Source organism: Sporanaerobacter acetigenes DSM 13106 (genome assembly GCF_900130025.1).
GTDB lineage: Bacteria > Bacillota > Clostridia > Tissierellales > Sporanaerobacteraceae > Sporanaerobacter > Sporanaerobacter acetigenes.
On record NZ_FQXR01000004.1, the window covers coordinates 216,522 to 231,857 of the forward strand.

A 15,336-nucleotide genomic window follows, 5' to 3' on the forward strand; every position below is an offset into this window, starting at 1 on the left:
CGATAAACTTGCCCACCTTTGCATAAAGGTGGGCTTTAGGGGAGTAATTTTAAAACACAAAAATATATATCAATTTTTAGTCAGTTTCCTTAATTGTCTTTTATATGATTAGCAACAATCAATCCACTCTCTAATTGAACACGTATCAATTTTTGGATTGGAATTACAGAGTAATTAATTTTTTCTTCCAATACATCACTTAAATTCTTTAATCTTTCTTCAGATTTTTCCTTTGATTTCTCCAATGCATCCTTCTTTTTATTATCACTATCATCCATTCTTTCCAATTCATATTCACAAACTCTTATAAGCATTCCTAGTGAAAGCATATGATAAAATCTTGTGACTAAAAGATTGTCAAAAGCTTCTGATACTTTTGCTTTCCTTAAAAACTCTTCTTTGCCTTCTTGTGCCCATTTTTTCTCTGCTTCAATATAATCTGTACCACTTTGGATTTGATTTTCAAGTACCAGCATAAAAGGATTGTCTTTTGGTATATAATCCTTTATATCATCAACAGTATCTTTTATAATATTATTAAGCTCTAACGAATACTCACATGATTTTAATATTGCATCTCTTCTTGATATATCTGATTCTGAAGTATCTTCTATACGTGGATCATAAAAATATGGTAACTCTGTAACTAAAGTTACAGTATCACCTTTTCGTTTTGCATAGCTTGAACTATCTGTACCACATGTAAGCATGCCTTCAGGTACTTCTCCTAGGAACTTTTCATAATAATCATAGGATTCTTCTGAACCTGAATTTAAATAGATAGCAGGTGAAAATCTTTTGCAATATGGAGCTTCTGCTTCACCAAGGTTTAGAGGAACATTTTGTTTCTTAGCCGCATTTCTAAGTCCATCATATATTTTAGGTATATCATCAGTTATATACCAATAAGCCCCACCAAAGCCTGCATTGTGTAATGAATACATAAATTCGGGTGTTGTTTCATCTATAAGTTTCATCAATGCTTGTGTCTCTGGGATTGGTTTGTTAAAATCAAGCTTTTTATATTTTATTGGAAATGTCCACTCTGCTTGCTGATGCCCAACAGGTCTAAAGAAGTTTCTAGCATAATTATAGATTGTAAACGGTCCCTTGAACCATCCTTCATTTAGCTTAGTTCCATCTGGATCAATGCATTTTATTATATACCATGTATATCCCATTTCTTCTCTAAAGTCCTTGTTTTCAACTAATGCCTTTGAGAAATATTCAAGCATCATAGCACCTATTGGCTCATTTGGATGTGGACATGCAAAGGCTAATGCATTTTTAGGACCATTGCCTATTTTGAGGCAATATATCGGGTGATTCCCTCTTGATCTTCCTGCTTCAAATATTTCAACTACATCAGGATACTTCTTTGCTAAATCCTTCGAACTCTCATCTAATTCATCAACAGTTAAAAATGTTTTATAATCTGGTACATTTTCAATTATATTGTCATAAAACATGTAAATACCCCCTCAATATATTTATAAATTCCGCATTAATTTTTATATTTTCTATAGACAACTTTCCCATCCATTATTGTATATAAAACCTCTGCATTGGTATCATAGGCAGGTGTTCCTTTAAATATTACAATATCTGCATCTTTACCTTCTTCAATTGAACCTAATCTATCATCAACACCTATAATTTTAGCTGCATTTATGGTTATCATTCTTAGCGCCCTTTCAAGTTTGCAACCTTTTCTTACTGCCTCTCCAGCTTGGTATATTATAGCTTCAGGTCTTGAAACAGGACCATCTGTCATTATTGCAGTTGTTACACCTCTTTTATCAAGTTCAGCTACACATTCTATATCAACTTTTTTACATTCCCCAGGATATCTAGGAGTACCCATAGGCCCAAATATAACTCCACAGCCACTTTCTACGATCTCATCAATATAATCACTCGCTCCCCACGCATGATCAAGAGTAAAGTTTATATCAAATTCCTTTGCTATTCTAATAACCGTTAGCATATCAAATTGAGTACAGTGAACTTTAAGGGGAATTTCCTTTCTAAGTACTAACTCTACCGCTTCCATGCCTTCATCATATTTAGGCATTTTACTTTCATTATCTTTTGCTGCTTCTTTTTTATTTAAATACTCGGTACCCTTTATAAGTAATTCCCTTAATACAGAAGCTATGCCCATTCTAGTCATAGGAAGTTTGCCTTGAGTTCCATATACTCGTTTTGGATTTCCTCCCATAGCGGCCTTTAAAGCAATTGGATTTTTTATAGTCATATCAAATATATTATCTCCATAGGTTTTAGCTGCAAAAACTAAACCACCAACAACATTTCCACTTCCAGGTGCCAATGCTACTGTAGTAATACCATTTTCATATGCATCGGCAAACTCCTTTGAAGTTGCATCTATACCATATATAGCATTAACATTTGGGGTTACATTATTTGTCATTTCATTCAAATCATCGCCTAGTGTTGAAACATCTATTCCGCCAATATGGCAATGAGCATCTATAAGGCCAGGAAGTGCAACCAAGCCTTCTCCATCTATAACTTTTCCATCTATTCCTTCAATATCAGTTCCAACCTTTACAATCTTTCCCTCATCTATCAATATATCTCCTTTATCTATCACAGTATCTGAATCTGTCATAGTATATATTTTGGCATTTTTAATTAGCAGCATTTATACGCACTCCCCTTTACAATAAACTATTTTCCCTTTAATAATGCTATGGGTTATAGATGAATCAAAACATTCTATTGGGTTGTTGGTATAAATAACTACATCTGCATCTTTCCCTACTTCTATAGTTCCAACTTTGTCATCAATTTTAAGAACTTTTCCAGGATTTATTGTAATCATCTTCAAAACCTCTTCACTATCCAATCCAGCCTTGTAAACATTTATAGCATTCCAAAGAAGACCTTCTTGTCCTCCTGCACCCATATCACATGAAGTTGACAAGCTTACATTAACTCCAGCCTCATGAATATCTATTATCTTATCTAAATCTATCTCATCATTATGATCTTGCATATTTACCTGTTCTCCAAGTATTAGCGATATATTTGATGCGATTATAGAATCTTTAGATTTTCCAGCCATAAAAGCATTGCATATTGTAAGATCTATGTCATAATCTTTAAAAAGATTTATAACCCCATCAATTTCAGCCTTAGTATTGGCAGATACAATCAATGGAAGCTCTTTGTTAAGTACTTTTTTTAGTATTGCCTTGCCCTCATCTTTAGCTACATCTTCTTTTGATGGATCATATTTTTTAGCCTCTTCAAGGGCATTCTTTAGAATACTTGAGATCCCCATCCTAGTTTTAGGAGCTTTATTTTGATCTCCATATGTTTTTTTCACAGTTGATGTAACAGAGCCTTTTAATGCTACTGTCTCCCTTGCTAACATCTCATAAGGGCTATCTCCATAAGTCTTAAAAGCTGCTATTTGTCCTGCAATCACATTAGAATCTGAAGGTGATACACCTACTGTTGTAATTCCCGCTTTATAAAGTTCCTGGATTGTACAGTTTTCAGCATCAAAAGCATAGATTATGTTCATTTGTGGCGTGACAGGATCTGTTTTCTCCTCATAGTCCATATCTGTAAAAGTACTACCTAAGCATCCCCAATGAGTGATAGGATCAATAAATCCCGGAAATACTTCTTTGCCCTTTGCATCTATTATATCTACATCCTTTTCATCTATATCCGATTCCACTTTGCAAATCTTGTCATCTTTGATTAAAATATCAGCATTTTCCAATATCTTTCCGTTTCCCAAATGAACTTTCCCATTCTTTATAAGTATCATAACCTCTCTCCTTTCCCATAGGATTAACTAAAACTTAAGTATAAGGGCTTTGCAATTTATATGGGAGTTATAACTTAGTTATAACTCCCATATTTCTATTAAAATCTATTTATCCAACCAAACATAAGTGTATTCTGACTCTGAAGCTTTATCACTAGCTTCAGTTGCTGGATGACCTTTTATATAGGATTTAATAGGTTTTTTTGCTCCATTTTCATTTAGAGGTACCAATGGAAGATCTTCAGCAAGTATTTCTTGCAATTCTTTATACATAGGTGCTCTTTCTTCTTGAGAAGTCAAAACTAAACCTTCTGCTAAAAGCTCTTCTACCTTAGGATTGTTATATCCAGCTATATTTGTTGCACCATTAGCACCAACACGATTTGAAATAGCTGATATATCAGGTCCTTGATATCCTGCAAGTAGTGTTATTTCAAAATCTTTATTCCCAAATACTTTCTCATCCCATGCTGCCATTTCCATTTGGTTAACCTTCACATCTATGCCTATTTCTTTTAAATTTGCTTGAACTACTTCTACTACATCTTCAAATCCAGGGAAAGTATCTAATGTTGTAGAGAAATACATTCCATTTGCATCTTGCTTATATCCTGCTTCTTCCAATAAGGATTTCGCTTTTTCGATGTCTCTTTCTGGAAGTTTTACGTCTTCATTTAATGCCCAATCAAAAAGTGGTGATACAAAATATTCTGCTTTTTGTCCCATTCCCTTTAAAGCTTTACTGAATATTTCATCTCTGTCAACACCATAGGCTACTGCTTGTCTAACCTTTTGATCTGCAAATTTACCTTCTTTAAAGTTGAAAGTTAAATATGTTCTGTTCATCCAAAGTAATTCTTCAACTACATAATTTGGATCATCATCAAATCTATTAGCTTCACTATATGGTATACCATTTAAATTTTCATCAGTTTCTCCATTTAAATATGCTTGGAATGCAGTACTTTGATCTGGAATTATAGAGAATATAACCTTATCTAAATGTGGTTTTTCTCCCCAATAATCATCATTTCTTTCAAGAGTTACGTTTACTCCCTTTTTATGTTCTACAAATTTAAATGGACCAGTACCTATAGGTTTTTGATTTGCTTCATTTTGAAGCCAATCAGTCCCCTCATATATATGCTTTGGCATTATAAACGTTCCATACCATCCAATATATCCAAGCAAACCAGCATTAGGATTCTTTAGCTTAAATTCTACTGTGTTTTTATCTGGACATACAATTTCTTCTACGTCTGAAAGAAATCCTGAAGCAAATCCTTTTTCTTGTATAATCTGATCAAAAGTCCATTTTACGTCTTCTGAACTAAAGTCTTCGCCATCATGCCATTTAATATTTTCATTAAGATGAAAAGTTAAAGTTTTCCCATCTTCTGAATATTCCCATTCCTTAGCAAGATCTGAAACCATTTCATCATGACCATTAAGTTTTACAAGTCTATTAAAGACATTCTGAAACACCCCATAAGCATTGTCATCTGGCTGAGCACAAGGATTGAACCCTTGTGGATCCCCAGCAATACTTACCACATATACTCCTCCATCTTTAGGCCCATCTGATTTTTCTGAATTAGTTTCTACTTTCCCATTTTCATTGTTTTTTGCATTGTTACCACACCCTGCAAAAAGTCCACAACATAGAACTATTACAAGGAACAAAGATAGCTTTCTCATTTTCATTGAATTTCCCTCCATTTATTCTACATTTTTGTTCTTTATTTATCCAAAGACAATTTTGTATTCCTGCCTGATACTTAAAACTTAATTTATATGACTTGCAACTAATAAACCACTTTCAAGTTGAATTCTAACAAGTTTTCTAATTGGTATTACATTATAATCTAAAGCATCTTCAGCAACTTGGGAAGCTTCTTTTAGCTCCTCATCTACAGAATTAAATACATCTTGTAGCTTAGCCCTTTTTTCTCCTTCTACATTATCCTTCATAAGTTCATATTCCACTGAACGCAATAGAAGACCTAGATAAATTAGCTTATAAAATTTAGGTATATCGAGATTGTCCAAAGCTTCTGATTCCTTACATAGCTCGTCATATTCTTCATTGTTTTCTATATAATTTCTTTCTGTCTCATTTTGTCCTTTGCTATATTCTATGGATTGCTCAATGTTCTTAGAAAATGGATTGTCACTAGACATATATTCGCAAACTTGAGTATAATATTTTTCAACTATTTTTTTAGTATCTTCCATAAATTCTAATTTTTCTAATGCAGCTTCTCTTCTTGTGAAATCCATCTTTTTATCACTTTCAATTCTTGCTTCATAAAAATATGGAAGTTCTGTCACAAGACACACACAATCACATTTTGTTCTTGCATATCCATCACTGCTTTGACCAGAATTCAACAATTTTTCTGGTGGTATCTTTGAGTATTTTTCTAGATAATCATAATCATCTTCAAAACCTATTAGTTTAAATATAGCTGGAGCAAATTTTTCTCCATATGGTACCTCTGGTTCTCCAAGATGTAAAGGTACATTAACTTTTCTAGCTGTAGCCATCAAGTCATCATATATTTCCTTTAAATCATGACTTAGGTACCAGTAGGCACCCCCAAAACCTGCATTATGCAAAGAATACATAAATGATGGCTTAGTTTCATTAATTAATTTCATGAGTATCTCTGTCTCTGGTATTGGATTATTAAAAACATAGTTCTTATACTCAACAGGGAATGTCCACTCTACTTGCTCATATGCTACTGGTCTGAAGAAATTTCTAGTATAATTATAAAGAGTAAAAGGACCTTTAAACCATTTTTCGTTGAGCATTGTTCCATCCACATCAATGGATTTTATAATGTACCATGTATAATCCAATTCTTCTCTCAATTCATCATCCTCTGCAATAGCTCTTGAGAAAAATTCAAGCGTCATTGCTCCCATTGGTTCATTAGGATGAGGACAGCCAAACATTAAAGCATTTTTAGAACCATTACCAATTTTGAGACAATAAATTGGATGCCCCTTTCTAGAATTTCCTGCATGAAATACTTTTACCTTATCTGGATACTCCTCTGCAAGGGCTTTAGAATTCTCATCCATTTCGTCAACAGTTAAAAAACACTTATAATCTGGAATCTTGGATAGAATTTTTTCAAAATCCATTTTAATTCACCTCACTCATTTTTTATTATTTATTGAGGAATTTGATTTCCTCTATTACTACTCTAGATAAAAACAACTCGCATAATGTCCGTCTCCTACCTTTTCCATGGCTGGGTATGACTCCTTACATTTTTTACATGCTTTATAACATCTTGGAGCAAAATAGCAACCTGGACCTGTACCTATAGGTGTAGGAGGCTCTCCACTTATCCTGATTACATCACGTTTTTCAAATGGATCTATGGAAGCACAATTTGAAATTAAAACCTTTGTATATGGATGCCTTGGATTTTGAATTACATCATCTGTTTTCCCCATTTCAACTATTCTGCCTAAATACATTACAGCAACCGTATCAGATATATAACGTGTAGTTGCAATATCGTGACTTATGAAAACCATTGCTGCTCCTTGTTCTTTTGTAAGTTGCAATAAAACATTTATTATATCTGCACGAACAGATACATCAAGCATGGACACAGGCTCATCGGCAATAATAAGCTTAGGATCTAAAAGCATGGACCTAATTATGGATATTCTTTGAAGTTGACCACCAGAAAGTTCATGAGGATATCTATGTAGATAATCCTTTGCTGGTCTCATGCCTGCGCTTTCCATAACTTTAATACAAATTTCTAATCTTTCTTCTTCAGAATTCCCTATATTGTGTATTTTTAGGGTAGTGGTTAAAATATTTTGAATATTGTTTCTCGGATCAAATGTATCAAAAGGATTTTGAAAAATCATCTGACAATTTCTTCTAAACTGTAACGGGTTTTTCTTCAACATATGCCCAATAGGTTCTCCTTCAAATTCAATGCTCCCACTTGTTGGCTCCTCAAGTGCTACTAGCAATCTTCCAAGAGTAGATTTGCCACAGCCCGATTCTCCTATGACTCCTAAAATTTTCCCTTTATCAAGGGAAAAACTCACTCCATCAACAGCTTTGATACTCTGATCTTTCTTCGTGGTACCATCCTTTTTAGTTACTTTCTTTTGAACATACCATTTAACTAAATCATCTACTTTAATCAAGCTGGTCACAATCTTCACCCCCTATTAAATGACATGATACATTCCAACTATTAGGGAATTTCACCGTCCTTGGTTCTTTTACAAAACATATATCAGTAGCCTTTTTACACCTATCTGCAAATACACAGCCTTTATGTGCAACACTAAGATCAGGAAGAGAACCTGGAATTCCTCTTAATTCATTTCTTTCTCCTGTAAGAGATGGAAATGAACTCAAAAGTCCTTGAGTATAAGGATGCTTAGGATTAGTAAGAACATCTGATACATAACCAGATTCAAGAAGACAACCTGCATACATTACCGCTACTTTCTTACAAGTTGAAGACACTACAGATACGTCATGAGTAATCATCATCCTTGTTAAATGTAATTTTTCTTCAAGTCTCATAATCTCTTCAAGTATTTGCCCTTGAGTAACAACATCAAGAGCTGTTGTAGCCTCATCCATTATCAATAACCTTGGATAATAAATTAAACTAAGCGCTATACTAACCCTCTGCATCATACCTCCTGATAGTTCATGAGGATAAAGATCATATACTCTATCCGCAAGATTTACCAATCTAAATAATTCTAATACCCTCTCTTTGACCTCTTTATCTGTTGCATTTGGTTCATGTACTCTATATATATCACCCATTTGATAACCAATTTTATGCACCGGGCTTAAAGAATTCATTGATTTTTGAAAAACAACCGCAATATCTTTCCATCTTATTTCTCTCAACTCATTTTCACTAATTTTCAACAAATCAACCCCATCAAACACAATCTCACCTGTGGTTTTAGCTATTTTATTGGGGAGAAGTTGAAGAATTGCCATAGCAAGAGTTGATTTTCCCGAACCAGATTCTCCTACTATTCCGATAGAATCCTGCACTTCCACATCTAATGAAACATTTCTTACTGCTTTAATTTCTTTCTCTTTAACTTTATATACAACATTTACGTTTTTTGCTTCAAGTAATGCCATTTGATCTCCCCCCTTAGTTTGTCTTATTTAATTTAGGGCTCAATATGCGATTCATTCCTTCTCCAATTAAATAGAAAGAAAGTACCGTAAACACAATTGCAAGCCCTGAAAATGTACATATCCACCAGCTATGAGGAAGATATCCTTTGCCATGTGAAATTATTTGACCCCAACTTACAACATTTGGATCACCTAGACCTAAAAAAGATAAACCTGCTTCAGACAATATTGCTGAAGATACAGCCATAGTAGAATCTGCTATAATAGGGAAAATACCATTAGGTATAATATGTTTAAATAATATCCTCATATTGCTTTCTCCAATAGTCTTTGAACTCTTTATAAATGTCCTCTCCCTTAAAGATATTGCCTGAGCACGCATAAGTCTCGCAGTACCAGTCCAGCTTGTAAGTCCTATAACAACAATTACATTGGTTAAACTACTTCCGTAAATTGCAACAATTATCAATATTAAGAAAAAAGTTGGTAACATTAAGAACATATTTATTATCTCTGAAATTACTTTATCTACTTTTCCACCCATATAACCTGCAATTCCACCTATTAAAGTTCCTATAACTGAAGATATAGCTGCAGCTATAATTCCTACTTTCAAAGATGTCCTAGAACCATAGATTACCATGCTAAATACATCTCTACCAAGACCATCTGTACCAAACAAATACTGGGATGAAGGTCCTACTGTTACATCATCATTTAAAACATATGGATCATGAGTAGCAATTAGTGGCGCAAAAATTGCTATCAAAATCAATATCATAAGAAGGATTGTTCCAACCTTAAGTTCTTTTATAGGATTTATTTTATTAAGTACACCTCGAAAACTCTTCTTCATATACTGCACCCCCTTATTCAAATCTAATTCTTGGGTCTATTAATGCATAAACAATGTCGGTAATTAGCATAACTACACAAACAGATATTGAAATTATTAAATATATACCTGTCAATAATGGATAATCCCTTTTCATTATGGCATCCATCATAAGCCTTCCCATACCAGGCCATGCAAAAACTATTTCAATAAGCGTTACTCCACTAATCATAAATGCTAAGGATAAGCTGAACATTGTAATAGTTGGAATTATGGCATTTCTTAGTACATATTTATTAAATATTCTGCTTTCTTTCATTCCTGTGGCTTTTAAAGTTACAATAAAATCTTCTGACATAGTTTGTAGAACTGAAGACCTTGCAATCCTAAAATATAGCGGCGTTTGAATTATAGAAAGAGTTCCAACAGGTAAGACCATATGCTTTAAAACATCTAAAACATGTGCAAATCCTTCACTCTCCGCTCTCAAATCACACATTCCAGACGTTGGCAACAACCTAAATGTAGATGCAAATATAAGAATAAACATTAGCCCCAACCAAAATCCTGGAGTTGCATCAACAACATAAGAAATTCCACACATAACCCTATCAAATGTAGAACCTACTTTCCTAGCAGCATATACCCCCAGGAGAGTTCCCACTACAACTGCTAATATAGCAGATGTAAGAGTTAATAGAATAGTAGGAAATATTTTTTCCCCAATTAGTTTTGTTACAGGTTCATTGCTCATATAGGAATATCCTAAGTCTCCTTTTAATGCATTTTTGACATAATTTACAAATTGAACTGGGATAGGCTTGTCCAATCCGTATTTTACTGTAAGGTGATCTATAAGTTCTTGATTTGGGTTATCTGTACCCGCAATGATTTTTATAGGATCACCTGGAGCACATCTAATTAGAAAAAAAGTGAAGCAAAAGGAAAATATTATTGTTAAAAGTCCAGTAGCGACACGTTTTCCTATGTAGCTTTTCATCATATTACCTCCCATAGATTGTATTTTTGCATTATGATAAATTCCTGCTATTCATGACATCATTTCTATAATCCCCGGGTTATTTTTTATGACTATAATTATAAGATGCCACTTATACCAGTTAGCTTTATATATCTATTAAGCAAAACCCATGCCAAATTTGAATACTACACTCTATTATCTAAGTGAAACATAAAAGACTTTGCTAAATTGCATTTTACAGAAAGTTTGCACTAGACAAAATTATAATTTTTTAATTTTCTATATAAATAAAAAACTTTACGCTGCGTAAAATATATTTTACGCAGCGTAAAGTTTTTTTACTTTCACAATTAAAGCTGCCTTTTTAATTTATAATATAACAACTGCCTTGATATTCTAAGATCTCGAGCTGCTGCTGCCATATTTCCATCATTTTTTTCTATAGTATCAAATATTATTCTTCTTTCACATTCTTCTAAATATTCTTGAAGACCAATATTATTAGCATCAAACTCAATTGATATATATGATTGTCGATTTGTTCGTTGATTTAAGAGCCTTTCAGGAATATCATCAATGCCTATTATATCGTTTTTGGTATTGTTAAAAGCTCCTTCTATAACATTTTTAAGCTCCCTAACATTCTCCGGCCAATCATATTCTTCAAATACTTTCTTTACTTCCTTAGATACTCTCTTTATATTCTTTCCCATGTCTTCGTTATAGTAATCAATAAAATATTTTGTTAAATATTCTATATCATCTTTTCTTTCTTTTAATTGAGGGATATCTATTTCAATAACTGATAACCTAAAAAATAAATCCTTTCTTAACTTGCCTTCCTTTATAAGTTCCATTGGATCTTGATTTAAAGCAGCAATGATTTTCACATCTAGAGGTATTTGTTTTGTACCTCCTACTTTCCGAATACGTTTTTCTTCTATAGCCTTTAAAATTTTCACTTGCATCATAGGTTCCATAGAATTTATTTCATCTAAAAATAATGTCCCTTGATCTGCAGCTTGAAATAAACCTTCACGGTCCTCTGCGCCTGTAAAACTCCCTTTTACAGTCCCAAATAGATTGCTTTCAAGAAGGGTTGATGGTATTGAAGCGCAGTTTACGGAAATAAAAGGATTAGAGTGTCTCTTGCTACAATTATGTATGGATTGAGCAACCATTTCCTTGCCCGTTCCAGTCTTGCCATATATTAACACTGATGAATCCGATGTAGCAGCTCTTTTTATTTTTTCTTTTACTGTAAGCATTTCTGAATTAATCGCAACAATATCATCTATCACATATATAGTATTATTTTTTATATTTTTAACTGAATGCCCATCAGAACTATCATTATATTGAGGAAAACCACATTGATACGATTTCTTTAACCCATCCATGTCCAATGCCTCCAATTATCTGCTTATATAAATTTATTAAATTAAATTTATCCCACCGCTTGCAATTCTAATATCTATGCAATTTATATGCCATTTCCCCCATGTTTTTATAAAACTAAATATAAAGAAATATGATGTTTTTTTCTCTCCTATATTAATTATAAGATAAATCAATGAAAAGTGTAAGTATATTTAGTCGAACATTGTCATTTAAAGTCGATTATGCAAATATACAATTTCCTGCTAGATGATTAAAAAAGCAGCAGATAAAAACGAAAAGGCCTGAAATTCTGTAAAAGTCAAATTCACTTAATTGCTCTGCATGGATTTTCCTACGAACTATTATATGAAATTTTTCTTCACTTCATTCTACCAAGAAGTAATAATACTAGATATTGTATTTTTATATTAATGAGCATGTATATGGTGAATATCTTGATTGTGCTTATGCGAATGTGTACATTCTTCATGAGTATGAATATGAGTATGTTTACCAACGATGGTTTCATTATGACTATGATTATGATGTCCATCATCATGGCTATGACTATGCTCATGAGTTATTGCAATATGATGATGCACATGATTATGTTCTTCTGTTGATGCAAAATACATACCTATAATCATTATAAACAATGCAATAATAAACGAAGGCGTTGGTATTTCTCTAAAAATTATCAGCGATAATCCGACTCCAATAAATGGCGATACAGCATAATATGCACTTGTCTTAGCGGCTCCCAAGTCTCTTTGGGCATAAATGTAAAAGAATATACTTAATCCATAAGCAAAAAATCCTAATATTAAAGCCACCATTATAAAAGGAATATTGTTTGCTTTTTCTCCTAATATTAACGCAATTATTAAAGAACTTATTCCAGAACCAAATCCTTTAATTATAACAACTTGTAAAGGGTCTTTTGCAGATAACTTCCTTGTACAGTTATTTTCAAATCCCCAACAAATACATGCCAATAATACAAAAACAGAACCAAATGAAAATGCAAAACTACTTATGTCTTCTACAGACAAAATAATACTTGACATTGTAATAAGAAAAATAGCAACACATAGTCTTTTACCTATAGGTTCCTTAAATATCACTAAAGCAATTAAAGATGTAGCAACAATTTCAAAGTTATTTAGTAAAGAAACATTAGCAGCAGATGTCGTTGTAAGTCCAATCATCAAAAATATAGGTGCTGCAACATCTAATGCAACCATTCCAATTGTATATGGAAGTTCTTGTCTGGTAAGCTTTGCCTCAATTTTTCCCTTATACTTCTTATGTCTAATTAAATCAATAATAGACATTCCTAACCCTGCACCAAGATATAAAAAAGATGCCATCAATGTAGGTGGAATTTTCTTTAACAATAATTTAGATATAGGTGAACTAGTAGCATATAATGTCGCTGCCAGTATGGCAAAAAAAATTACTTCATATTGTTTATTTTCCATTTTAAACACCTCATGAGTCCTATTTTATAAATTGTTCTATGCCTTTATTTAACTTCTCTATTACCTCTTTGTCCCCTGTTTCCACCGCATTTACAACACAGTTGTTGATATGACCATACCTTCTAACAAATATTTCTACTATACTTTCTCACTTTTTGTATATTAAAAGATTAAATGTAATGTGCTATCCTTTAACATCTCCAAAAATGCTACATTATCTATCAATTTGTCTTGCTCTTCAATTGAATTATCTTGCTTTTTTCTCGTAAATCAAAAAATCATTTGACAAGCCCCTCCATTTCTTTTTTAATTTTATCCTTTAGCGTAAGTACAAACTGGTAATTGTCTTCATGACGGGAAACATCTGGGTTGTCTTTCATAACACTTTGCTCGCAAGGATTTTTTCAAATTTCTTTTCTGACAATATCTCATGGGTAGTAAATTCGCCATTGTAAAACAAAGAGAATGTCGTAAATGGAGCAGGAACATTTTGTGCCTGCTCTCTTGTAAGAATATGAACCACTTGAAAATCTACACTTCTCTTTTTCGCTATTTTTTCAAGAAGCGGAACATACTTAGCGGTAAAAGGGCATTGGCTTGTATAGTATAATGTGAAGCCATTCTGTAAATCATTATGTTTTATTTCTTTTAAATGTTGTTTGAACTGTGGCTTTTCAGCATCATTGCTAAATGGTAGATACATCAGTTCAAAATATGAATTTGCGCTATCCACGGTTTCAAAACCTTTGTATTTCATATATTTAAGGTCTGAAAGAAATCCCATTTTCTTTTTTGAAGATAATATAACAAGTCCCTCGTCCAATCTTTCTTTCAACCAAAATTTTTTTGACATTACTTGACTATCTTTATTATTTGCAATAGCACAACAAATGTGTTCCATTTCAAGATTCTCATGTGTTATCTTTACAAGTTCCACCGTAACCCCTCCTCTACAAATTACCATTTACCTGCAAATTACATAAACAATTTTTATTTCGCAGTTTTCTTCTTCACATCTACAACCATCACAATAAACATCATCCGCTGGAACATCAAGATCATAATATTCTTCTCATACTTTTGAAAGTTCTTATCGTTGGCCATTATTTTTTATATTTGGTGCAAATGCTTTACATAAGTTGCAGCAATATCCACACATTGTTATATTCATCTTAAATTCGCCCTCCTTTTATTTGGTTTTTTCTTTATTAATAATAACTTTTCTATATCTCCGATTACTGTGTCATTAATTATATCTAAATATAACCATTTCCCGTCATGATACTGATGCGTATTATCATATCCATGATTTCAATTCCCTCGTCTTTCTATTTTCTACTTAATATTTATAAGTGCAGACCGCTTTAGACCTTTTGCATACCCGTAAGATAATATTGTGAACGCTCTTCTCGTGGTAAGATTGGCATTTACAAGTAATAATTATATACTTTTATTGCTCTGAAAACTTATATTCAAACCTATCATTAAAATTCCCATTAAAGCAGTAATATACTGTACGAAGATTCTTTGAGTAAGCCATAGAAAAGTTAGTAACCCATTCCCCATTTCTTTGACTTACAGTATCAAGAATACTAAATGCTGTTTCAATATTTAATTGATTGAATAACGATTTTTTCGTCCTATTTTATCAATAGATACCGCATACCTTTATTTTACACAATATACCTT

The 15,336-nt window shown here is 32.7% G+C and carries 12 protein-coding genes and 1 pseudogene; all 13 read right to left on the reverse strand.

The genetic code is table 11. The features are described 5' to 3' along the window. Positions 1-89: 89 nt before the first annotated feature. A complete protein-coding gene (locus BUA21_RS05025; RefSeq protein ID WP_072743686.1) occupies positions 90-1,469 on the reverse strand; it encodes a M14 family zinc carboxypeptidase in 1,380 nt (459 codons plus the stop codon). Between the two features lie 35 nt (positions 1,470-1,504). Then, entirely contained in the window at positions 1,505-2,668 is a 1,164-nt protein-coding gene (locus BUA21_RS05030) for an amidohydrolase family protein (protein WP_072743688.1), read from the reverse strand. Further along, positions 2,669-3,808, reverse strand: a complete 1,140-nt coding sequence (locus BUA21_RS05035) for an amidohydrolase family protein (RefSeq protein WP_072743690.1) — start codon at positions 3,806-3,808, stop codon at positions 2,669-2,671. A 105-nt stretch (positions 3,809-3,913) separates the two neighbouring features. Further along, complete coding sequence (locus BUA21_RS05040; RefSeq protein WP_200796516.1) at positions 3,914-5,512, reverse strand: ABC transporter substrate-binding protein; 1,599 nt, start codon at positions 5,510-5,512, stop codon at positions 3,914-3,916. Positions 5,513-5,593: 81 nt separating this feature from the next. Continuing rightward, complete coding sequence (locus BUA21_RS05045) at positions 5,594-6,961, reverse strand: M14 family zinc carboxypeptidase (RefSeq protein WP_072743691.1); 1,368 nt, start codon at positions 6,959-6,961, stop codon at positions 5,594-5,596. A 57-nt stretch (positions 6,962-7,018) separates the two neighbouring features. Further along, the gene (locus tag BUA21_RS05050; protein ID WP_143147133.1) at positions 7,019-8,005 is read right to left on the reverse strand and encodes an oligopeptide/dipeptide ABC transporter ATP-binding protein; all 987 of its coding nucleotides are present in this window, start codon (positions 8,003-8,005) and stop codon (positions 7,019-7,021) included. Beyond that, the gene (locus BUA21_RS05055; protein ID WP_072743695.1) at positions 7,989-8,969 is read right to left on the reverse strand and encodes an ABC transporter ATP-binding protein; all 981 of its coding nucleotides are present in this window, start codon (positions 8,967-8,969) and stop codon (positions 7,989-7,991) included. The genes BUA21_RS05050 and BUA21_RS05055 overlap by 17 nt, the downstream gene beginning before the upstream one ends. Positions 8,970-8,982: 13 nt before the next feature. Next, the gene (locus BUA21_RS05060) at positions 8,983-9,825 is read right to left on the reverse strand and encodes an ABC transporter permease (RefSeq protein ID WP_072743696.1); all 843 of its coding nucleotides are present in this window, start codon (positions 9,823-9,825) and stop codon (positions 8,983-8,985) included. 13 nt (positions 9,826-9,838) lie between these two features. After that, positions 9,839-10,804, reverse strand: coding sequence for an ABC transporter permease (locus BUA21_RS05065; RefSeq protein ID WP_072743698.1), 966 nt, complete (start codon positions 10,802-10,804; stop codon positions 9,839-9,841). Between the two features lie 332 nt (positions 10,805-11,136). Then, positions 11,137-12,186, reverse strand: a complete 1,050-nt coding sequence (locus tag BUA21_RS05070; RefSeq protein ID WP_072743700.1) for a sigma-54 interaction domain-containing protein — start codon at positions 12,184-12,186, stop codon at positions 11,137-11,139. A gap of 408 nt (positions 12,187-12,594) precedes the next feature. After that, entirely contained in the window at positions 12,595-13,647 is a 1,053-nt protein-coding gene (locus BUA21_RS05075; protein WP_072743703.1) for a DMT family transporter, read from the reverse strand. A 376-nt stretch (positions 13,648-14,023) separates the two neighbouring features. Beyond that, positions 14,024-14,584 carry a YoaP domain-containing protein gene (locus tag BUA21_RS05080; protein ID WP_072743705.1) on the reverse strand — a complete coding sequence of 187 codons (561 nt, stop codon included), beginning with the start codon at positions 14,582-14,584 and terminating at the stop codon, positions 14,024-14,026. A 230-nt stretch (positions 14,585-14,814) separates the two neighbouring features. After that, a pseudogene (locus tag BUA21_RS15330) lies at positions 14,815-14,937 on the reverse strand (DUF3788 family protein); the annotation flags it as partial. Positions 14,938-15,336: the final 399 nt, after the last annotated feature.